Origin of the sequence: Teichococcus wenyumeiae, from assembly GCF_003696345.1 — a bacterium.
GTDB classification, from domain to species: domain Bacteria; phylum Pseudomonadota; class Alphaproteobacteria; order Acetobacterales; family Acetobacteraceae; genus Pseudoroseomonas; species Pseudoroseomonas wenyumeiae.
This window is the reverse complement of record NZ_RFLX01000001.1, coordinates 148,415-168,749: the sequence shown is the minus strand read 5'-3', so window position 1 is coordinate 168,749 and position 20,335 is coordinate 148,415. Positions and strand designations below refer to the sequence as shown.

The window sequence follows — 20,335 nt, the reverse complement described above, 5'->3', positions numbered from 1 at the left end:
CGACTGCGGTTTCAGCCCATGTGGCTTTTGGATTATCGCGGCTTTCGGCAGGCACCTGCCTTCAGCCTGAAGCCGCCGCAAAAACTTGAAGCGGGGTCCGGGGTGGTCTCACCACCCCGGTGGGGGCCAGGGGGCAGCGCCCCCTGTCCCGGCCGCAGTCAAAGCGCGGCCTTCCGCCGCGCCGCCAGCAGCCCATGCGATGGCGCCGCCACCAGCGCCACGGCAAAGAACAGCGACAGCACCACCACGATGCAGCCGGCCGGCGAGGCATTGAGGTGATAGCTGGCCATGATCCCCAGCAGGTTCGCCGCCACCGCCGAGGCCACGGCGATACCCGCCATCCGCCCGAAGCGGTCCGCCAGCAGATAGCCGATGCAGCCCGGCGTGATCAGCAGCGCCACCACCAGGATCACCCCCACCGCCTGCACCCCCGCCACCACGGCACCGGAAAGCAGCGCCAGGAACAGCAGCCGCAGCCAGCGCACCGGCAGGCCGATGCCGCCGGCATGGGTGGCGTCGAAGGCCCAGAGCAGTAGGTCCCGCCCTTGCAGGGCGAGGGCCAGCAGCACCAGCCCGCCGGCCAGCAGCGCCTGGATCATGTCGTCGCGCTCGATACCCAGGATATTGCCGAAGAGGATGTGCGTGACATGCGCATCGGTGGTCAGGAAGGCCAGCAGCACCAGGCCGGCGGCGAACATGCCGGTGAAGACCACGCCCAGCGCCGCATCCTCCTTCACCCGGCTGTGGGTTTGCACGAAGCCGGCGCCCAGCGCGCAGGCCATGCCGGCCAGGAAGGCGCCCGCCGCCAGCGGCGCGCCGAGGGCGGAGGCGATCACCACCCCCGGCAGCACGGCATGGGAGACGGCATCCCCCAGCAGCGACCAGCCCTTCAGCACTACGAAGCAGGACAGCAGGGCGCAGGCGGCGGCCACCACGGCGCCGACACCCATGGCCTCCAGCATGAAGGCATGGGTGAAGGGGGCGATGAGGGTCTCGATCATGCCGGCTCCTGCATGGCGGTGCGGCGGGCGCGGCGGGCGGCCAGCAACCCGTGGCGCGGGGCGGCGACCAGTGCCACCAGGAAGACCAGCGCCTGCAGGCTGACAATGACGCCGCCGGTGGAGCCATCCAGGAAATAGCTGATCCAGGCACCCAGAAAGGCGGTGACGGCGCCGATGGCGGTGGCGATGCCCATCATGCGCCCGAAGCGGTCGCTGAGCAGATAGGCGGTGGCGCCCGGGGCCACCAGCATGGCGATGACCAGCACCGCGCCCACCGCCACCATGGCCGCCACCGCTACGGCAGCGACGCTGCCCAGCAGCAGCGTCTGCAACAGCCGCGTATCCAGCCCGATGGCCCGTGCATGCGTGGCGTCGAAGGCCCAGAGCATCATGTCCCGCCCGCGCAGCGCCAGCACCAGCAGCACCCCACCGGCGACGATCAGCATCTGCACCACATCCTCCGGCGCGATGCCCAGCACATTGCCGAAGATGATGGTGCGGAGCCGGATATTGCTGGGCCAGAGCGTCAGCAGCACAAGCCCCACGCCGAAGAAGGCGGTGAAGACGACGCCGATGGCCGCATCCTCCCGGATACGGCTGTTGCGACGGATGAAGCCCATGACCCAGGCGGCCAGCAGGCCGGAAGCGAAGGCGCCCAGTGCGAAGGGCAGGCCCAGGATCCAGGCCAGCGCCACCCCCGGCACCACGGCATGGGAAAGCGCATCCCCCAGCAGCGACCAGCCCTTCAGCGCCACGAAGCAGGACAGCAGCCCGCAGACCGCGCCGATCAGCGCCGAGACCAGCATGGCCTGGCGCATGTACTCATAGGCGAAGGGCTCCAGCACCGCTCAGCCCTCCAGCGCCTGCAGGCGGCCGAGCACCTGCCCATCCGCCCCCAGGACCAGCGATTGCCCGTCCGGCCCCGGGGCCAGCGTCACGCCGCCCGAGGCCTGCGGCTGCGTGCTGCCGCCGAAGGCACGGGCGAGGTTGGCGGTGGTGAAGGTGGTCTCGGTCGGGCCGGCGGCCAGCACGGTGCCCTTCACCAGCGCCACGCTGTCGCAGAAGAGCGGCACGCTGCCGAGGTCATGGGTGGAGACCAGGATGATCCGCCCTTCCTCCCGCAATTCCCGCAGCAGCTGCATGATCTGCTCCTGCGTGGTGACATCGACGCCGCCGAAGGGCTCGTCCAGCAGGATCAGCCGCCCATCCTGCGCCAGGGCGCGGGCCAGGAAGACTCGCTTCTTCTGCCCGCCGGAAAGCTGGCCGATCTGCCGGTCCGCGAAATCCTGCATGCCGACGCGCAGCAGCGCCTGCTCCACTGCCGCGCGGTCGGCGGCGCGGGGGATGCGCAGGCGGTTCATGTAGCCATAGCGGCCCATCATCACGACATCGCTGACCGAGACAGGAAAGTCCCAGTCCACTTCCTCGCTTTGCGGCACATAGGCGACGCGGTTCAGCTTCTGCGCCTGCCGCACCGCCATGCCGCCGATCCGCACCGTGCCCGCCGCCGGCCGCACCATGCCCATGATGGCCTTGAACAGCGTGGACTTGCCGGCGCCATTGACCCCCAGCAGCCCGCAGATGGTGGGTGCCCCCAACCGCAGGCTGGCCTCGCGCAGCGCCACATGGCCATTGGGATAGGCGACGCTGACGCCCTCCACCGCCAGGTCCGTCACCGCCGCGGCGGCGGGAATGGCGGGGGCGGTTCCCAGCCAGCCGCGCCAGGAAGCAGGCGGCGCGGCGGCGGGGCAGGCGAGGGAGCCATCGGCCATGTCAGCGTCCTTCGGTGAAGCCGGCCAGGATGGTGGCGGCATTGTTTTCGAGCAGGCGCAGGAAGGTGGGCGCCTCGCCATCGGCGGCGGTCAGGCTATCCACATGCAGCACGCCGGCGAAGCGCGAGCCGGCCTCCCGCGCCACCTGCCGCATGGCGCGGTCGCTCACCGTGCTTTCGCAGAACAGCGCCGGGATGCGCTGCTGGCGCACGGTATCCACGGCGCGGCGGATCTGGCGCGGGGTGCCCTCTTCCTCGGCATTGATGGGCCAGAGGTAGAGCTCACGCAGCCCATAATCCCGCGTCAGGTAGGAGAAGGCGCCCTCGCAGCTCACCAGCCAGCGCTGCGCCTCGGGGATCGAGGCAAGCTTCTGCCGGATCGGCGCATCCAGGGCGCGGAGCTGGTCGGCATAACGGGTGGCATTGGCGGCATAGACCGCCGCATTGGTGGGGTCCGCCGCCGACAGGGCCTTGCGGATATTTTCCACGTAAACCACCGCATTGGCCGGCGACATCCAGGCATGCGGATTGGCACGGCCGGCATAGGGGCCCTCGGTGATCTCCACCGGCGCAATGCCCTCGGTCAGCACGGCCGAGGGCACATTCTTCACGCGCTGGAAGAAGCGCTCGAACCAGCGCTCCAGCCCCATGCCGTTCCACAGCACCAGGTCGGCCGACTGGGCCTTCACCACATCCTGCGGCGTCGGCTCGTAGTCATGGATCTCGGCGCCGGGGCGGGTGATGGATTCCACCACCGCTGCCTCGCCCGCCACGTTCTGCGCCATGTCCTGCAGGATGGTGAAGGTGGTGACGACGCGCAGCGGACGGGGCGCCGCCTGGGGCGCCTGGCCTTGCGCCCAGGCCGGCGCGGCCGCCAGCAGGGTGGCGCCAAGCAGGGCCGGCAAGGCAAGGCGGCGGGGCAGGCGCGCGGTGAACATCAAACTTCCTCCTGTGCGTCGTTCATGCATCTCTGGCGCCATGATAAGCATGTAGCTTAGGCTACATTCAAGAGCCTAAGCCGTATTTTCACCGTTGGTTGCACCATCTGCCACGCTGCGGCATCTTGCGGCTCTCATGACCAGCCCGACCCTTCCACAGCCCCCAGCTCCCGATGAGCGGGCAGGCGAAGACACGCAGGCCGCCCGCCATGCCTCGGCGCGCGCCGGCCGCGCCTCAGCGGTGCTGGAGGATTATGTCGAGCTGATCGACGATCTGCTGCGCGAGCATGGCGAGGCCCGGCCCACCGACCTGGCGCGCCGGCTTGGCGTCTCGCATGCCACGGCCATCAAGAGCATCGCGCGGCTGAAGGCGCTGAACCTGGCGCATTCGCGGCCCTATCGCGGTGTCTTCCTGACGCCGGAAGGCCATGCCCTGGCGGACAAGGTGCGCACCCGCCACCGGGTGGTGGTGGACCTGCTGAAGGCCGTGGGCGTGCCGCCGGATGTGGCGGAAAGCGATGCCGAGGGCCTGGAACACCATGTCAGCGACGCGACGCTGGAAGCCTTCGCGAATTTCCTGCGCCGGGGCTGAAGGCTGAAGGCCAAGGGGCGCTGCCCCTTGGAACCCCGCCGTGGTGGTTGAACCACCCCGGACCCCCGACATTCACGGCTTTGAACACTGGTCGCGCCGGAGGTCATGGACCTCCGGCGACGCCGCCTCAGCCCATGTGAACTTTAGAAAATGAATGCGGGGGCCTGGGGGAACTCAGTTCCCCCAGCGGGGTGGGGCCAGGAGGGGCGGCGCCCCTCCTGGCCCCGGCTGGAAGTGCTCAGTTCTTCCCCAGCTCGCCGTCCGTGCGCCGCCACAGGCCCAGCGGATTGCCGTCGCGCAGCGATTCCGGCAGCAGGTCCTGCGGGAAGTCCTGGTAGCAGACCGGGCGCAGGAAGCGGCGGATGGCGAGCGAGCCGACCGAGGTGGTGCGGCTGTCCGAAGTGGAGGGGAAGGGGCCGCCATGCACCATGGCATGCCCGACCTCGACGCCGGTGGGGTAGCCATTGACCAGGATGCGGCCGACCTTGCGTTCCAGCACCGGCACCAGCTGCTTGGCCAGCTCCAGGTCCTCGGGCTCCATCAGGATGGTGGCGGTGAGCTGGCCTTCCAGCCGCTCGGCCACCGCCAGCATGGTGTCCACGTCCGGGCAGCGCACCACCAGGGAGGAGGCGCCGAAGACCTCTTCCAGCAGCGTCTCGTCCTCGTTGAAGTGCTGCGCCGTGGTGGTGAAGAGCGCGGCGCGGCCCTGGTAGGGGCCGGGGCCGGGCTGGCCTTCCGCCACTGTTTCCACCCGGTTGTTGGTGGAGAGGCGGGAGACGCCTTCCTCATAGGCCTTGTAGATGCCGGGCGTCAGCATGGTCTGCGCCCCGCTGGCTTCCAGCGCGGCGCGGGAGGCGTCGAGGAAGGTCTTCAGCCTGTCGTCCTCCACGCCCAGCACCAGGCCGGGATTGGTGCAGAACTGCCCCGCGCCCATGGTGAGCGAGCCGACAAAGCCCTTGCCGATGGCTTCCGCCCGCTTGGCCATAGCGCCGGGCAGCAGGAAGACCGGGTTGATGCTGCTCATCTCGGCATGGACCGGTATGGGCTCGGGCCGGTTGGCGGCGATCTTCATCAGCGCCGTGCCGCCGGAGCGGGAGCCGGTGAAGCCCACCGCCTTGATGCGCGGGTCCGCCACCAGGGCGCTGCCCAGCGTGCCGCCATTGCCGAAGAGCAGGCTGAAGACGCCTTCCGGCAGGCCGCACTGCTGCACCGCCTTCTGGATGGCGCGGCCCACCAGTTCCGAGGTGCCGGGATGCGCCGAATGCGCCTTCACCACCACCGGGCAGCCGGCGGCGAGCGCCGAGGCCGTGTCGCCACCGCCGACCGAGAAGGCCAGCGGGAAGTTGGAGGCGCCGAAGACCGCCACCGGCCCCAGCGCCACATGGCGCTGCCGCAGGTCGGAACGCGGCAGCGGCTGGCGGGCGGGCATGGCGGGGTCGATGCGGGCCTCGATCCAGCTGCCTTCCCGCACCACGCTGGCGAAGAGGCGAAGCTGGCCGACGGTGCGGGCGCGCTCGCCCTCGATGCGGCCGCGCGGCAGGCCGCTTTCGGCGCAGGCGCGCTCGATCAGCTCGTCGCCGATCTCCATGATGCCCTGGGCGCAGGCTTCCAGGAAGGCGGCACGCTGCTCGGGCGCGGTGTTGCTGTAGGTGTCAAAGGCGGCGGCGGCCAGGGCGCAGGCCCGGTCCACTTCCGCCGCGCCGCCGCCGCCGAAGGCGGGGTCCATCTTCTCCCCGGTGGCGGGGTTGGTGGCGCGGATCTCGCTGTCCCCGCCGCGCAGGGCGGTGGCGCCGATCAGCATCTCGCCGGTAACGCTCATGGCTGTTTCTTCCCTCGAACCTTGCCCGGCGCGGCTGGCACCGGATTCGGAGATCATGATTGAGGCGTCCGGGGGTGGCCGTCGAGTCCTGCTATATCAGTTTTCGGATAGGATCACGGGAAGCCCACGAAGACATAGCCCACGCCGCGGACGGTGCGGATGCAGCCGTCCACCCGCTCATCGCCCAGCTTGCGGCGCAGCACCACGATGGCATTGTCCACCGAGCGGTCGCCGAAGCGCCAGGCGCGGCCGAAGGCCAGCTTCGACAGTTCCTCACGCGAGACCGGCTGGCCCTGGCTGCGCACCAGCGCCTGCAGCAGCTCGAACTCGGCGGTGGTCAGGTGGATCGGCTGGCCATTGGGGCGGAACAGGCTGCGGGTTTGTTCCACAAAGCGCCAGCCCGGCGCCTCGGCCGGCATCTCGCTGGGGCGGCGCAGGCGGGCGCGTAGCCAGGCGATCACCTCGCGCCCCGAGACGGGCTTGACGATGAAGTCGTCCGCGCCGGTCTCCAGCCCCAGCACGCGGTCCACCTCGCTGTTGTTGGCGGTGATGACGATGATGGCGGCGCGCGTCATCTGCCGCAGCTGCGCCAGGCGGGAGACGGTATCGACCTTGCCCAGGTGCTGGTCCAGCAGGATGGCGTCCGGCTGTTCCTCGGCCAGCAGGCTCTCCAGGTCCTGCCAGTCATAGCCGGTGCGGATGCGGTAGCCGTAGCGGCCGACAACGGAGGAAAGCTCGTCCGCCCATTCGCGCTGGTCGTCGATAACATAGACCAGCGCCTCGGTGCTGCGGGGAGGTGGGATGCTGATCTGCGGCTCGGCACTCATGATGGCTGGCTTTCCCTGGAGATGCTCTGGGCAGGCAGGGCCGCCCCGGCCGTGCCGGCAGCCTCGGCGATCGGCAGGCGGATGGAGAAGGCGGCGCCGCCCTCGACATTCTCGCCGGTGATCTCGCCGCCGAAGGAGCGGATGATGCCGTGGCAGATGGACAGGCCGAGGCCCATGCCCTGCCCGGCAGGCTTGGTGGTGAAGAAGGGCTCGAAGAGCCGGGCCATGGCCTCGGGGGAGAGGCCACGGCCGGTATCGGTGACGCGCAGCTCGATGCGCCGGCCGCTGATCTCGCCGGCGCGCAGCGTCAGCCGGCGCTGGGCTTCCGGCACGCGCAGCATGGCGTCGCGGGCATTGATGGCCAAGTTCATGATCACCTGCTCCAGCATCACCTGGTTGGCCGAGACCAGGGGCAGCCCGGACGGCACCAGGTTCTCCACCTCGATGCCGGCGCGCTTCAGCACACTGGCGCTCAGCAGCAGGGCGCCGTCCAGCGCCTTCACCAGGTCCACCGCCTCGGTGGCACCGTCATTGGCGCGGCCGAAGACGCGCAGGTGCTCCACCAGGCTCTGCGCCCGCTGCGTCTGCTCCAGAATGCGGTTGAGCTTGGAGACCATCACCGGCACGGCGGCGCGGCCTTCCGTCTCATGCGCGTCCAGCGCGTTCTCGGCGGCCAGCATCATGACGCTGATGGGCTGGGTGATCTCATGCGCCAGCGCCGAGGCCATGCGGCCCAGCGTGGCCAGCTTGGCGCTGGCGATCGCCTGGGCCTGCAGCATCTTCTCGCTCGAGACATCGGCGAGGTAGCCCATGACATCGGCGCCGCCATGCTGCCCCACCGCCAAGACGCGTGCCTGCGCCCGCAGCCAGATGACGCGGCCATCGGCATGGTGGAAGCGGTATTCGGCGGAGGATTCGCCCTCGCGGTAGAGCGTGTTGAGATGCTGGGCCAGCACAGGCTGGTCGGAGGCCGGCACGCGGTCGCGCCAGGCATTGGGGCGCAGCATGGCGGCCTGGTCGAAGCCGGTCAGCCGCTCCACATTCTCGCTCATGCTGGTGATGGAGAAGGAGCGGTCGGCGAAGATCTCGGCGCGGTAGAGCGTGGCGGGCATGGAGCCCAGCATGTCGTTGATGCTGCGCAGCGCGTGGTCGCGGATATGGGTGGTTTCCTCGGCATGGCGCAGGTGCATCCGCCGCAGGTGCCGCCCCACCCAGAGCAGCAGCAGCAGCGTGGTGCCGAGCTGCAGCGCGATCAGCAAGGCTCCGGAGAGCAGCACCAGCCGGCGCAGGCCGCCCTGCGCCGGCAGCGCCGAGGCTTCCAGCACCACCGCGGCATGCACCGCCGGCAGGGGCGCAACCAGTCGGTTCACCGCACTGGTGCCGGCTGAAAGCGCGGCGGGCACTTCGCCGCCGGAAGCAAGGCCGGGACTGGTGATGAGCTGCTCGACGCTGCTTTTCGTCACCTTCAGCAGCGTGCCGTCCCGCAGCATCAGGGCGATGTGGTTGATGCCCTCGCCCGGCGAGGCGTGGCTCTCCTGGGCATGGCCGATGATATGGGCCAGCGCCCGGGGGCGCAGCGCCGCCTGGTAGCTGTGGCCAGGGCGCTCCGCCGCCGGCGGCAGCAGACCGGCCAGCACCAGGGTGCCCTTGTTCCAGAGCAGCGTCGGCAGGGGGAGGTTCCCGTCCATGGACAGCGGCTCAGCAAAAACCTCGCCCACCGTCAGCATGGAACGGCCGGCGGCATCGAGCAGCCGGATGCCGTCCAGGCTGCTGTCCGACACGGAGAGCGCGGTTTCCAACGAAGCTTCCAGCGCCGCGCGCTGAAGCGGCGAGCGGGTCTCGCCCAGCAGCTGGCTGGCCAGGGTGGCGAGGCTGGAGGCCCGCTGCTGGGCGTCGTTCAGCCCCTGATGGATATGGACGGAGGCCTGCGCCATCTCCGCCTCCTGCGCCGTGCGCTGCTGCCGGCCGGTCCATTGCAGGGCCAGCACGGTCCAGAGCAGCGCGGTCAGGATCACGCAGAAGCTGGCGAGAGCAAGCTGTGGCCAAGCCTGCCACAATGGCTGCGCCTTCTCGGCGGGACGGCGGATAAAGGCTGTGGTCTTGCCGGTGGCAGACTGCTGCGCCGTGTCAGAGCGAATTTCGTCTTTGGATCGTCCCATCCCCGCCTCTGAGTTGATCCTCACCGCGCCGCGAGATGAGGTTCAAGTAAACGTGAGTTTTGCATCACGCCAGGGGACTCTGCAACCAATAGGCGAGTTTTTTTCTCATTTCTTGGCAGTTTTGCCGTGATCTGTGACATCCCTGCGCCAGTTTACGAAAATATCTTGACCAGTTTTGTCATGCTCAACGCGCTTTTTCGCCGCTTTCTGGTCCATAAGTCGCGAGATCGTTACTGCGAGTTGCATTTGGCTTCTGTGATGCCACTCTGGCGTTCCGTTCCAAGCTGAGTCCATGCGCTGCCAGATAGAACCCGTCGCTTGTCACCTATGGGTGAGGCGGAAAAGCGCAAGCCAGACAAAAGGATGAGAGCCGCATTTAGCGCGCATCATGACAAAACCCGACAAAGTGCCGTCCTGCGCCTCGATGCCAACGACCTTTTCCGGTGCATCTCGACTGTTACCGGCAACGCGCCGCGAGACATGCTGGTGCCGCCGGCAGCTGTCTTTTCGCAAGCCGGCGCGGGGCAGAACAGGAAGGGCGATAACATGGGAAGCGGCTCAATGAGCATGGGAGGGCCTGGTGCCTCCACCGTCGATGCGCATGTGGCGAAGCGCCTGCGCCTGCTGCGGATGGAACGCCAGATCACCCAGCTGCAGCTGGCCGCCAGCCTCGGCGTCTCGACGCAGTTGATCCACAAATACGAAGCCGGCCGCACCCGCATCAGCCCGGGCCGGCTCTATCTCTGCTCCCGGCTGCTGAATGTACCAGTGGAATATTTCTTCGCGCCCCTGGAAGGTCTCCAGGGTCCCACGCCTCTGCTGCCGCGCCGCGCTGGCGCGGCGAACATCCCCTCTGGCACGGTGTGGCATACCGGGATGTCCAGCGGCCACAACTGAGCCACTCGCCGGCGGGGCTCCCCTCAGGCCCGCCGGCAGCCTGCCTGCTTTTGCGGCCTCATGCGCAGGGCTCTTCCCCTGACCGCCTGGATGCGGCCAGCGGCTCAGGCATCCCCTACCGTCACGGCCACGGTGCCCCGGCCATCACAGGCGGGGCAGGGCTTGTTGTCCAGCCGGCCGCTGCCGCCGCAGCGGCGGCAGGTATTCTCGGCCGTCTGCGGCGCGGCGGGCTCGCCGGCGGCGGGGGTGCCGATCGGTGGGGTCTTGGGCATGGCTTCCTCCGGTGCTGCACCTTTTTCAACACCGGCGCGGCGGCTGGCGTTGCCGACAAGACCAAGGGAAGAGGCATGCCCGGGACACGGCACGTGCCATCCGGCCCTCCGTGGCTTCAGGTCTCGATGTCGTGCAGCACCAGGCCGGGGCCGGGGGCCGGCGCTTCCGCCAGCTTGCGCAGGCCCCGGCGCAGGGCCTCCTCCCCCGCCTGCCAGCGGTCGGCGGTGGTGGCGCGGGAAAAGTCGAACAGCTTGCCGGCCCCGGCCTCGTCCGGCGGGGCGCGGTAGCCGATGCGCAGCACAATGGCGCGGGCGGGCGGCCCGGCCTCGGCCAGCAGCGCGGCCACCTCCGGCTCGGTGCGGCGCTCTTCCGGCACCAGGGCTGCCAGGCGGTGCAGGGAGTCGCGCAGCCGCAGCAGCCGCGCATGGCCTTCCAGCAGCCGCTGCGTCTGGTTGCCCAGCGCCAGATCCCCCGCCCGTGCCAGCGAGCCGGACAGATTGCCCGGCGGCGCGCCAGCGGCGGCGAAGAGTTCCGCCAGGATGCAGAGCACCTCCTGTTCTTCCTCCAGCACCAGGTCCACCGGCGCATTGGAGGCCAGCCCGCCATCCCCCAGCAGCCGCCCTTCCACCTCCACCGGCGCGAAGAGCGGCAGCAGGGCGCAGGAGGCCACCACATGCTCCGGCCCGATGCGGGTGCCGCGGGCGGTGTCGAAGACCACGCGCTTCCCGCTGGTGACATCGGTGGCCACCAGGGTGACGCGCAGGGGGCCGGCATTGAGGCGGTCGAAATCGACCAGCTCCGGCAGGCGGCGGCGCAGCGGCGTGAGGTCGTAGAGCGAGGGCGCCCGCCCCATGATCGCTTCCGGCAAAAAGCGGGGCATGAAGAGGCCGGGGCGGCCGAAGAGCAGGCTTTGCAGCGCCGCCGCGCGGTTATGGGCGCGCCGGAGCGGCCCATCGGCCATCGGCGCGCCGAAGAACAGGGAGAAGCCCGGCAGCGGGTCCTCCGCCATGCCTTCCCAGAATTGCCGCAGCCGCGCCGCCCGCTGTTCCGGCGGATTGCCGGCGAAGATGGCGGCATTGACCGCGCCGGCGGAGGCGCCAGCCACCCAGTCGGGGCGCGGCCCGCCTCCTGCCTCCAGCGCGGCGCAGATGCCAGCCTCGAAGGAGCCGAGCGCGACACCGCCCGACAGCACCAGTGCGTTCAGCATGCGCGCGCCTTCAACGCGACACCGGCCCAGGCTTGATGGCCGGCTGCATGGCTTCCAGCATGCGGAAGCCGGTGGTCATGCTGATATCGGCCATGCGGAAGGGGATGGAGGCCATCTCCACCGACAGCGCCGCGATCGAGGTCGCGGTGGCCAGCGGCGCGCCGCCGCTTTCCGGCTGGGCGCGCCAGCCGCCATCCACCGCCATGTTGTCCTGGGCCGGCTGGAAGAGCGCGCCGGTGCTCTCGCCGCTGGGGCGGTCGGACAGGAAGCCGCGATGCAGCAGGCGGCCGGTCATCCAGCTGGTCAGATGCGGCGCCATCTGCTTCTGCGCGGCGGCCAGCTTGCCGAAGCCGCCGACGATCACCTCGTCCTGCGGCCGCTCGGCCAAGCCCAGCACCGCATCGGCCACTTCCTCGGCGGTATAGACCGGGGGCGCAGCGCGCACGGCGCGGCCGCTGAAATTGGCGGCGTGCTGAAAGAAGGGCGTGTCGATCACCGAGGGCAGCACGGTGCAGACATGGATGCCCGGCTGGTCCAGCACCTCCTGCCGTAGCGCCTCGGAGAATCCGCGGATGGCCCATTTGCTGGTGGCATAGGCGGTGCTGTCGGGCTTGGCGGTGATGCCGACAATGGAGGCATTCTGCACCAGCGTGCCATGCCCCTGGGCGCGGAACTGCCGCATCGCCACGCGGGCGCCGTGCATGTAGCCGAAGACATTGACCTCGATCACCCTCCGCCAGGCCTCGGCCGGGATGGATTCCAGCCGGCCGAAGACCCCCACGCCGGCATTGTTGAACCAGAGGTCGATGCGCCCGAAGCGTTCCAGCGCCGCCCGGCCCAGCGCTTCCACCTGCGCTTCGTCGGTGACATCGGTGGTCTGGACCAGCGCGATGCCGCCGGCTGCCTCGCAGGCGCGGGCGGTTTCCTCCAGCTTCTCCGTCCGGCGGGCCGCCAGCACCAGCCGCGCATGCTGACGCGCGAAGGCCATGGCGGTGGCGCGGCCGATGCCGCTGGAAGCCCCGGTAATGACGACGACATGGCCTTGGGTCTGCGGTTCCATGGGCTTCCTGCTGTCGGGCATGGTGCGAAAGCCGGCGGCGGCGGGTGCCGCCCCGGGCATGACCGACTCAACCGCGCCGCACCAGTCGGGTTGCCGGCGCCTTCCGGGTTTCGCGGCAGTGCAGCATTGCCACGACCTCGCAACAGCCGGCGGTTTCGGGCGTTTACCGAGCCCCAGCAGAAAGCGGAGAGACCATGAGCGGCACGCCCTCCTCCACCTCCGCCGGCACGCCCGGCAAGCCTGGCGACGATGCGCCCGTCGGCACCGAGGGCACAGGTGACGACATCTGCCCCGAATGCCAGGGCACCGGCCGCATCGAGGGCCGCAGCTGCGAGGCCTGCCGCGGCACCGGCATCGTCAACAAAGGCATCGGCGGCGCCTGACATCGCGGGCAGGCGCCGCATCGCCAGACCCTGGCGGAAGATGCCAGTGGCGCCCCGCGCCGGAGAGTTGACGCTGGCACCGGGGCAGCGCCCCATCCATGAACGATCCCTGCCGCCCTTGCGGCAGGGCGGCTCCCAAGGACTGACCGCATGCCCGGCTTTGTGTTCGACAACAGTTACGCGCGCCTGCCGGAGCGCTTCTTCGCCCGGTTGAACCCGACCCCCGTGCGCGCCCCCGCCCTGGTGCGGGTGAATGCCCCGCTGGCGGAAACCCTGGGCCTGGACCCCGCCGCGCTGGCCAGCCCCGAAGGCGTAGCCATCCTGGCCGGCAACAGCATCCCGCCCGGTGCCGAGCCCATCGCCCAGGCCTATTCCGGGCACCAGTTCGGCGGCTTTTCCCCGCAGCTCGGCGATGGCCGCGCCATCCTGCTGGGCGAGGTGGTGGGCCGCGACGGCCAGCGGCGCGACATCCAGCTCAAGGGCTCCGGCCCCACGCCCTTCTCCCGCCGCGGCGACGGCCGGGCGGCGCTGGGCCCGGTGCTGCGCGAATACATCGTGGCGGAGGCCATGGCGGCGCTGGGCATCCCCACCACCCGGGCGCTCGCCGCCGTCACCACGGGCGAGACGGTGCAGCGCGAGACCGCCCTGCCGGGCGCCGTGCTGACGCGCGTCGCCGCCAGCCATATCCGCGTCGGCACCTTCCAGTATTTCGCCGCGCGCGGCGACCTGGAGGCCGTCCGCCTGCTGGTCGATTATTGCATCGAGCGCCATTATCCCCAGGCTGCCGCGGCACCCAACCGCGCCCTGGCGCTGCTGGAGGCCGTGGTGGCCGCGCAGGCGGATCTTGTCGCGCGCTGGATGCTGATCGGCTTCATCCATGGCGTGATGAACACCGATAACACCACCATCTCGGGTGAGACCATCGACTACGGCCCCTGCGCCTTCATGGATGCCTATGATCCGGCGGCGGTCTATTCCTCCATCGACTATGCCGGCCGCTATGCCTACGGCAACCAGGCGCAGGTGATGCAATGGAACCTGGCGCGCCTGGCCGAATGCCTGCTGCCGCTGCTGGACGAGAATGAGGAGGCCGCCCTGGCCGCCGCCCGCCAGGCGCTGACCGGCTTCGCCCCGCGCTTCGAGGATGCCTGGAACAGCGGCCTGTGCCGCAAGATCGGCCTCACCACGGCGGAAGAAGCCGACGTGGCGCTGGTGCAGTCGCTGCTGGACCTGATGGCCACGCAGAAGGCGGATTTCACCCTGACCTTCCGTGCCCTCTGCGGCGCCGCGCTGGGGGATGACACGGCGGCGCGCGCGCTGTTTTCCGACCCCGCCGGCTACGACGACTGGGCTGCCCGCTGGCGCCAGCGGCTGGAGCGGGAGGAAGCGGCACCGGAAGCCCGCGCCGCCGCCCTGCGCGCGGTGAACCCGCTCTTCATCCCGCGCAACCACCGGGTGGAGGCGGCGCTGAACGCCGCTGTCTCCTTCAACGATTACGGGCCCTTTGAGACGCTGCTCGACGTGCTCTCCCGCCCCTTCGAGGACCAGCCGGGGCGGGAAAGCTTCTCCCTGCCGCCGGAGCCGGAAGAGATTGTGCAGCAGACCTTCTGCGGGACCTGAGAGGGCCGGGGGAATGAATTCCCCCGGACCCCTTTCTTTTTTCTTCGAGTCCGGCTTCGGCTGCGCTGGGAACCCGAAAAGAAAAAAGAAGGGAGCTTGAGGGAATTCATTCCCTCAGCCTTTCCGACACCACCAGCCGCCTCATGCGTTGCCCTTGCGCGAAACAGCACAGGGAGCGCCTTGGCATGCAGCAGGGATGGCCCGACCGGCTCTGGATTGTCCGGCATGGGGAAAGCGCCGGCAATGTCGCGCGCGCGGCGGCGCAGGCGGCGCGGCAGGCACGGATCGACATTGCCGAGCGCGACGTGGATGTGCCGCTCAGCACGCTGGGGGAGGAGCAGTCGCGCGCACTGGGCCGCTGGTTCGGGGACCTGCCGCCGGAGGAGCAGCCGGAGGTGATCTTCGCCTCCCCCTATCGCCGCGCGCGCCACACGGCGGAGCTGATCCGGCGCGAGGCAGGGCTGGAAGGGGAGAAGGTCGGCTTCCTGCTGGATGAGCGGCTGCGCGAGAAGGAATTCGGCGTGCTGGACCGGCTGACCACGCATGGCATCGCCGAGCATTTTCCGGAACAGGCCGCCTTCCGCCGTTCCCTGGGCAAGTTCTACCACCGGCCGCCGGGGGGCGAGAGCTGGTGCGACGTGATCCTGCGGCTGCGCTCGGCGCTGGACAGCATTTGCCTGCGGCATGGCGGGCGGCGCGTGCTGATCGTGGGGCACCAGGTGGTGGTGCTCTGCCTGCGCTACCTGCTGGAAGGGCTGACGGAGGAAGAGATCCTGGCGATCGACCGCGAAGGCGACATCGCCAATTGTGGGCTGACGGAATATGCCTACGACAGCAGCCAGGGCCCGGATGGCGGCATGGTGCTGCGGCACTACAACATCACCGCGCCGCTGGTGCGCGAAGGCACCGAGACCACCGCCGAGCCGCATGGCGGCGCGCCGCGATGAGCGCCGCCACACCGGTGGATGCCGCCCTGCTGCGCGGCATGCCGCTGCCGAAGCATGATGGCGGCGGCAGCAAGGATGTGCGCGGCAGCGTGCTGGTGGCCGGCGGCAGCGAGGAAGTGCCGGGCGCCGTGCTGCTCTCCGGCACCGCGGCATTGCGGGCGGGCGCGGGGCGACTGCGGCTGGCCATCTGCGACAGCATGGCGCCGGCGCTGGCGGTGGCGATGCCGGAGGCGCGGGTGATCGGCCTGCCGCGCACGCCGGAGGGCGGCATCGCCGCCACGGCCGCCGCGCCGCTGCTGCGTTATGGCAACCAGGCCAAGGCGCTGGTGCTGGGGCCGGGCATGAGCGGCGGGCGGGAGGCCGAGGCACTGGTGGCCGCGCTGCTGCAGGAGCTTTCCGGCCCGGCGCTGGTGCTGGATGCCGCCGCCCTGGCGCCGCTGGCCGGCTGCCGGGAGGCGCTGCGCCGCCATGCCGGCCGCGCCGTCATCACGCCCCATGACGGCGAGATGGCGCGGCTGCTGGACATCTCGCGCGAGGAGGTGCTGGCCGACCCGCTCGGCATGGCGCGGCGTGCGGCGGCGCTGTTGCAGGTGGTGGTGATCATGAAGGGCGCCTGTTCCCACATCGTCACGCCGGACGGCGATGCCTGGGCCTCGGACCACGGCAATATCGGGCTGGCCACCTCGGGCTCGGGCGATGTGCTCTCCGGCATCATCGCCGGGTTGCTGGCGCGCGGCGCCACGCCGCTGCAGGCGGCCATCTGGGGCGTCTGGGTGCATGGGGAGGCGGGGCACCGCCTCGCCCGCGCCCAGGGCCCGGTGGGCTACCTGGCGCGCGAGCTGCCGGCGGAGGTGCCGCGCATCCTGGCCGACCTCGCCGCCTGAGCGGCGGTAGCCAGCTCAGGCGCCGGGCTTGCTCCCGGTAGGCTTGCCGCCGGCACCCTCCGGCCCGGCACCGCGCCCGGCGCTGGGGCCCTTGTTGGCATAGTCCAGCACCTTCCAGGCCATGGCCTCGGTGTCGCTCGCCGGCTTGCCGCCCTCGGGGTCGAAGGGCTTGTCCTCAGTATCGGGCTCATGCTCCGCGGGGGTGCCATGGGCATTGCCCGGCCCCTGCGCCCCCGGGCCCTGCGGCGTCTTGCCGCCGCCGCTCATGACTCACCCCGCTTCACGGTGCCGGTATCCGCGCCGCCCGTGCTGGCGCCGCCGGTGCCCATGCTGCCGAAGCCGGCGCCCGGCTTGCTGCTGGGCGCCATGCTGCCCGGATTATGGGTGGAAGCGATGCCTTGCGCACCCGTCGCTGGCGGCGTCGGCGGCGTACCCTGGCCGCCGGTGGTGTCGTCGATCAGGCGATCCACGGCGGAACTCTTCTTGGTGTCGTTTGCCATTTTGCTGCTTCCCTGGCTGAGAAGGGGAAAAAGGCGCCAAGCCTGGGCCCGCCGGAGCGTCGGCGTGCCGGTGCCGGCTGAAGGTCTGCACGGCCTTCCCCGGTTTCTCGTTAACCCCGTGATCGGGGGCCGGGTTCCCCATCCGCCAGCGCTTGTTTCCGGCCGACTTTCCCCGCCGCCGGGCGTTAAGGCCCTGCGCCATTCGGCGGCGCAAACTCCTCTGCCAGGACGACACGATGGACTCTGAGCCCGAAGGCCTGCTGGCCGCGCAACTGCTGGAAGCGGCCGATGACGCGGGGGGGAGGGGGCTGATCCATGTGGCGCGCTCCACCGCACGTGCCGAGCGCCTGTTCCAGGCCGCCCGTGCCCTGGCCGACGGGGCGGAAGTGCTGCTGCTGCCGGGCTGGGACTGCCTGCCCTACGACCGTGCCTCGCCTTCCGGCGCCGTGATGGGCAGCCGCATGGCCACCCTGGCGGCGCTGGCCAGGCCCGCCGCCGGCCCGAGGCTGGTGATCGCCAGCCTCGGCGCCGCCACCCAGCGCCTGCCGCCCCCCGATGCCCCCGACAGCCTGGAACTGCGCCAGGGCGAGGTGCTGGACCTGGAGGCGGTGCAGCACCGCCTGCTGTGCCTCGGCTACCGCCTGGATGCGCGGGTGGATGAGCCGGGGGAGGCGGCGGTGCATGGCGCCGTGCTGGATATCTTCCCCGCCGCCGAGGAGGCGCAGCCCTGCCGCATCGAGCATGCGGAGGGCCGCATCGCCGCCATCCGCCGCTACGACCCGCTGACCCAGCGCAGCGTGGCGGAGGTGGAGGCGGTGACGCTCTGCCCGGCCTCCGAGATCGTGAATCCCCAGGACGTGCCGCTGCCCCTGCCGCCGGGCGCCGAGCACGGGCTGGCCGGCTTCTACCCGGCGCTGGTCACGCTGTTCGACCTGCTGCCCGGCGCGCCCGTGGTGCTGGAGCCCGAGGTGGCGGAACTGCGCGCGGAGCGGGAGCGGGAGGTGACGGCCGCCTTCCGCACCCGCCTCGCCCTGCTGGCCACTGAGGAGGAAGCCCCGGCGCTGAGCGAGCCCGCCGCCCTGTTCCTGGATGCCGCGGCCTGGAAGGCGGCGCTGGCCGGCCGCGTCGTCACCACCCTGGCGGAAGCGCCGGAGGAATCGCCGGGCCAGCTCCCGCGCTTCGCGGAAGCGGAAGACCCGGAAGACGCCTTCTTCGATTTCCTGGACAGCGAGCGCGCCGCCGGCCGCCGCGTCGCCCTGGCCGGGCCGCCCCGCGCCGCGCGGGCCCTGCTGCGCCAGGCGCGGGAGCGGCTGGAGGAGGATGCGGTCCCGCTCTCCGGCTGGCTGGCGCTGCGCGCGGCGCCGCCGGGCTGCTTCGCGCGCATCGACGGCGCCCTGGCCGCCGGCTTCCGCACGCCCGAAGCCTCGGTGGTGGCGCTGGCGGATGTGCGACCGTCCTATGCGCGGGAGCGTGGCCAGCCTTCCCCGGAACTGGCCTTCGGCGGCGGGCAGTTGCAGCCGGGCGATGCGGTGGTGCACCTGGACCACGGCCTCGGCGCGCTGCGCGGCGTCGAGACCGTGACGGTGGATGGCGTCAGCGAGGACCGGCTGCTGCTGGATTACGCCGATGGCGCCACCAAGCTGGTGCCGGCGGACGAGACCGACCGCCTCTGGCGCTACGGCGCCGAGGCCGAAAGCGTGACGCTGGACCGCCTGGGCGGCGAGGCCTGGCCGAAGCGCCGCGCCGAGGTGGAGGCGCAACTGGCCGAGACCGCCCAGGCGCTGCTGCGCATGGCGCGGGAGCGGGAGGCGCTGAAGGCGCCGGCACTGCGCCCGCCGCGCGCCGCCATGGCGCGCTTCGCCCAGGGTTTCCCTTATTCCCTGACCCCGGACCAGGAAACCGCCATCGAGGCGACGCTGCAGGACCTCGCCGCCGGGCGGCCGATGGACCGGCTGGTTTGCGGCGATGTCGGCTTCGGCAAGACCGAGGTGGCGCTGCGCGCCGCCGCCGCCGCCGTGCTGGCCGGCTACCAGGTGGCGGTGCTGGCGCCCACCACGGTGCTGGTGCGCCAGCATCTGGACACCTTCCGCCGCCGCTTCGCCGGGCTGGGGGTGCGGGTCGAGGGCCTCTCCCGCCTCAGCGCGCCGGGGGAGGCGCGGGCGGTGCGCGCGGGGCTGGACAGCGGCGAGGTCGGCATCGCCATCGGCACCCAGGCGCTGGCCGCCAAGGGCGTGCGCTTCCGCAAGCTGGGGCTGGTGATCGTGGATGAGGAGCAGCGCTTCGGCGCGCGCCAGAAAGCCATGCTGCGCCGGCTGGGGGAAGGGGTGCACAACCTGTCCCTGACCGCCACGCCGATCCCGCGCAGTTTGCAATCCGCCTTGATCGGCCTGCAATCCCTCAGTGTCATCGCCACGCCGCCGGCGCGGCGGCAGCCGATCCGGACCCTGCAGATCCCCGCCAGCGACGGGCTGCTGAAGGAGGCGCTGGCGCGGGAGAACCGGCGCGGCGGGCAGAGCTTCGTGGTCTGCCCGCGCATCGCCGATATCGCACCGATGCGCGCGCGGCTGAAGCGGCTGATGCCGCGCCTGAAGCTGATCGAGGCGCATGGCGATATGCCGGCGGAGGAGATCGACGAAGCCATGGTGCGCTTCGCGGAAGGCGAGGCGGATGCGCTGCTGTCCACCAATATCGTGGAAACCGGGCTGGATGTGCCGCGCGCCAATACCATGCTGGTCTGGCACCCCGACCGCTTCGGGCTGGCGCAGTTGCACCAGTTGCGCGGGCGCGTCGGGCGTGGCCGGACGCGCGGCAACATCATGCTGCTGACCGACCCGGAGGACCCGCCCAGCGCCGCCGCCGCCCGCCGGCTGCATACGCTGGAAGCCTTCGACCGGGTCGGCGCCGGCTTCGCCATCAGCGCCCGTGACATGGACCTGCGCGGCGCCGGCGACCTGCTGGGGGAGGAACAGGCGGGGCACCTGAAGCTGATCGGCATCGGCCTCTATCAGCACATGCTGGACCGCGCCCTGCGGCAGGCGCGCGGGGAGGCGGTGGCGGAGGACTGGTCCCCCACCCTGGCCACCGGCATCAGCGCCGGCATCCCGGAGGATTACATCAGCGACGACGCGCTGCGCGTGGAAACCCATGCCCGCCTGGGCGAGATCCTGCGCCATGGCGACATGGCGGCGCTGGAGGACCTGGCGGAGGAGATCGAGGACCGCTTCGGCCCGCCGCCGGAGCTGGTGCGGCACTGGCTGGCGCTGGCGCGGCTGCGGCTGCGCTGCAAGCGGCTGGGGGTGCGGCGGCTGGAAGGCGGGCCGCAGGGCGTGGCGGCGCAACTGCCGGGGGAGCGGCTGATCCTGCGCAAGCCCAGCCAGACGGCGGAGGAGCGGCTCTCCCTGCTGGTGCGGCTGCTGGACAATGTCCGCCGCCACCGGGGCAAGCAGGCGGCCTGAGG

At 70.9% G+C, this 20,335-nt stretch carries 19 protein-coding genes; 7 read left to right on the top strand and 12 right to left on the bottom strand.

Annotation, left to right across the window (positions count from 1 at the left end):
• Positions 1 to 158 precede the first annotated feature (158 nt).
• From EBE87_RS00820 to EBE87_RS00805, 4 genes are read right to left on the bottom strand one after another with little or no spacing between them, the layout of a single operon-like run.
• Complete coding sequence (locus EBE87_RS00820) at positions 159 to 1,001, bottom strand: metal ABC transporter permease (RefSeq protein ID WP_120637777.1); 843 nt, start codon at positions 999 to 1,001, stop codon at positions 159 to 161.
• Positions 998 to 1,846, bottom strand: coding sequence for a metal ABC transporter permease (locus EBE87_RS00815; protein WP_302466797.1), 849 nt, complete (start codon positions 1,844 to 1,846; stop codon positions 998 to 1,000). The genes EBE87_RS00820 and EBE87_RS00815 overlap by 4 nt, the downstream gene beginning before the upstream one ends.
• A 3-nt stretch (positions 1,847 to 1,849) precedes the next feature.
• Complete coding sequence (locus tag EBE87_RS00810) at positions 1,850 to 2,773, bottom strand: metal ABC transporter ATP-binding protein (protein WP_120637778.1); 924 nt, start codon at positions 2,771 to 2,773, stop codon at positions 1,850 to 1,852.
• A 1-nt stretch (position 2,774) separates the two neighbouring features.
• Positions 2,775 to 3,710: a metal ABC transporter substrate-binding protein gene (locus EBE87_RS00805; protein ID WP_120637779.1), complete on the bottom strand. Its 936-nt coding sequence runs from the start codon at positions 3,708 to 3,710 to the stop codon at positions 2,775 to 2,777.
• 136 nt (positions 3,711 to 3,846) lie between these two features.
• On the opposite strand from EBE87_RS00805, the gene mntR reads away from it, so the two are divergent.
• Positions 3,847 to 4,302, top strand: a complete 456-nt coding sequence (mntR, locus tag EBE87_RS00800) for a manganese-binding transcriptional regulator MntR (RefSeq protein WP_120637780.1) — start codon at positions 3,847 to 3,849, stop codon at positions 4,300 to 4,302.
• A gap of 238 nt (positions 4,303 to 4,540) precedes the next feature.
• Here the strand turns inward: mntR and EBE87_RS00795 are convergent, their stop codons facing one another.
• From EBE87_RS00795 to EBE87_RS00785, 3 genes are all read right to left on the bottom strand, one after another.
• The gene (locus EBE87_RS00795) at positions 4,541 to 6,121 is read right to left on the bottom strand and encodes an aldehyde dehydrogenase (NADP(+)) (protein WP_120637781.1); all 1,581 of its coding nucleotides are present in this window, start codon (positions 6,119 to 6,121) and stop codon (positions 4,541 to 4,543) included.
• 113 nt (positions 6,122 to 6,234) lie between these two features.
• Positions 6,235 to 6,948: a response regulator transcription factor gene (locus tag EBE87_RS00790; protein WP_120637782.1), complete on the bottom strand. Its 714-nt coding sequence runs from the start codon at positions 6,946 to 6,948 to the stop codon at positions 6,235 to 6,237.
• On the bottom strand, positions 6,945 to 9,107 hold the full coding sequence (locus EBE87_RS00785) for a sensor histidine kinase (RefSeq protein WP_147426021.1): 2,163 nt from the start codon (positions 9,105 to 9,107) through the stop codon (positions 6,945 to 6,947). Before EBE87_RS00785 ends, EBE87_RS00790 begins: the two co-directional genes overlap by 4 nt.
• Before the next feature lie 327 nt (positions 9,108 to 9,434).
• Between EBE87_RS00785 and EBE87_RS00780 the strand changes: the two genes are divergently transcribed.
• Positions 9,435 to 10,004, top strand: a complete 570-nt coding sequence (locus EBE87_RS00780) for a helix-turn-helix domain-containing protein (protein WP_120637784.1) — start codon at positions 9,435 to 9,437, stop codon at positions 10,002 to 10,004.
• A gap of 104 nt (positions 10,005 to 10,108) precedes the next feature.
• Here the strand turns inward: EBE87_RS00780 and EBE87_RS28905 are convergent, their stop codons facing one another.
• From EBE87_RS28905 to EBE87_RS00770, 3 genes are all read right to left on the bottom strand, one after another.
• Positions 10,109 to 10,276: a hypothetical protein gene (locus tag EBE87_RS28905; RefSeq protein WP_158600851.1), complete on the bottom strand. Its 168-nt coding sequence runs from the start codon at positions 10,274 to 10,276 to the stop codon at positions 10,109 to 10,111.
• Positions 10,277 to 10,392: 116 nt separating this feature from the next.
• The gene (locus tag EBE87_RS00775) at positions 10,393 to 11,484 is read right to left on the bottom strand and encodes a patatin-like phospholipase family protein (protein WP_120637785.1); all 1,092 of its coding nucleotides are present in this window, start codon (positions 11,482 to 11,484) and stop codon (positions 10,393 to 10,395) included.
• 10 nt (positions 11,485 to 11,494) lie between these two features.
• A complete protein-coding gene (locus EBE87_RS00770) occupies positions 11,495 to 12,544 on the bottom strand; it encodes an SDR family oxidoreductase (RefSeq protein WP_120637786.1) in 1,050 nt (349 codons plus the stop codon).
• Positions 12,545 to 12,738: 194 nt separating this feature from the next.
• Here EBE87_RS00770 and EBE87_RS00765 point away from each other — a divergent pair, with 194 nt between their 5' ends.
• From EBE87_RS00765 to EBE87_RS00750, 4 genes are all read left to right on the top strand, one after another.
• Positions 12,739 to 12,927, top strand: a complete 189-nt coding sequence (locus EBE87_RS00765; RefSeq protein WP_120637787.1) for a J domain-containing protein — start codon at positions 12,739 to 12,741, stop codon at positions 12,925 to 12,927.
• Between the two features lie 150 nt (positions 12,928 to 13,077).
• Complete coding sequence (locus EBE87_RS00760; RefSeq protein ID WP_120637788.1) at positions 13,078 to 14,547, top strand: protein adenylyltransferase SelO; 1,470 nt, start codon at positions 13,078 to 13,080, stop codon at positions 14,545 to 14,547.
• Between the two features lie 185 nt (positions 14,548 to 14,732).
• On the top strand, positions 14,733 to 15,494 hold the full coding sequence (locus tag EBE87_RS00755; protein WP_120637789.1) for a histidine phosphatase family protein: 762 nt from the start codon (positions 14,733 to 14,735) through the stop codon (positions 15,492 to 15,494).
• A complete protein-coding gene (locus tag EBE87_RS00750; RefSeq protein ID WP_122139821.1) occupies positions 15,491 to 16,378 on the top strand; it encodes an NAD(P)H-hydrate dehydratase in 888 nt (295 codons plus the stop codon). Before EBE87_RS00755 ends, EBE87_RS00750 begins: the two co-directional genes overlap by 4 nt.
• Before the next feature lie 15 nt (positions 16,379 to 16,393).
• Here the strand turns inward: EBE87_RS00750 and EBE87_RS00745 are convergent, their stop codons facing one another.
• Together EBE87_RS00745 and EBE87_RS00740 are read right to left on the bottom strand one after the other, a co-directional pair.
• Positions 16,394 to 16,645 carry a hypothetical protein gene (locus tag EBE87_RS00745; protein ID WP_120641195.1) on the bottom strand — a complete coding sequence of 84 codons (252 nt, stop codon included), beginning with the start codon at positions 16,643 to 16,645 and terminating at the stop codon, positions 16,394 to 16,396.
• Positions 16,642 to 16,878 (bottom strand): hypothetical protein, encoded by a 237-nt coding sequence (locus tag EBE87_RS00740; RefSeq protein ID WP_120641194.1) that lies wholly within the window; start codon positions 16,876 to 16,878, stop codon positions 16,642 to 16,644. Before EBE87_RS00740 ends, EBE87_RS00745 begins: the two co-directional genes overlap by 4 nt.
• 236 nt (positions 16,879 to 17,114) lie before the next feature.
• Between EBE87_RS00740 and EBE87_RS00735 the strand changes: the two genes are divergently transcribed.
• Entirely contained in the window at positions 17,115 to 20,333 is a 3,219-nt protein-coding gene (locus tag EBE87_RS00735; protein ID WP_122139820.1) for a DEAD/DEAH box helicase, read from the top strand.
• The last annotated feature ends 2 nt before the right edge of the window (positions 20,334 to 20,335 follow it).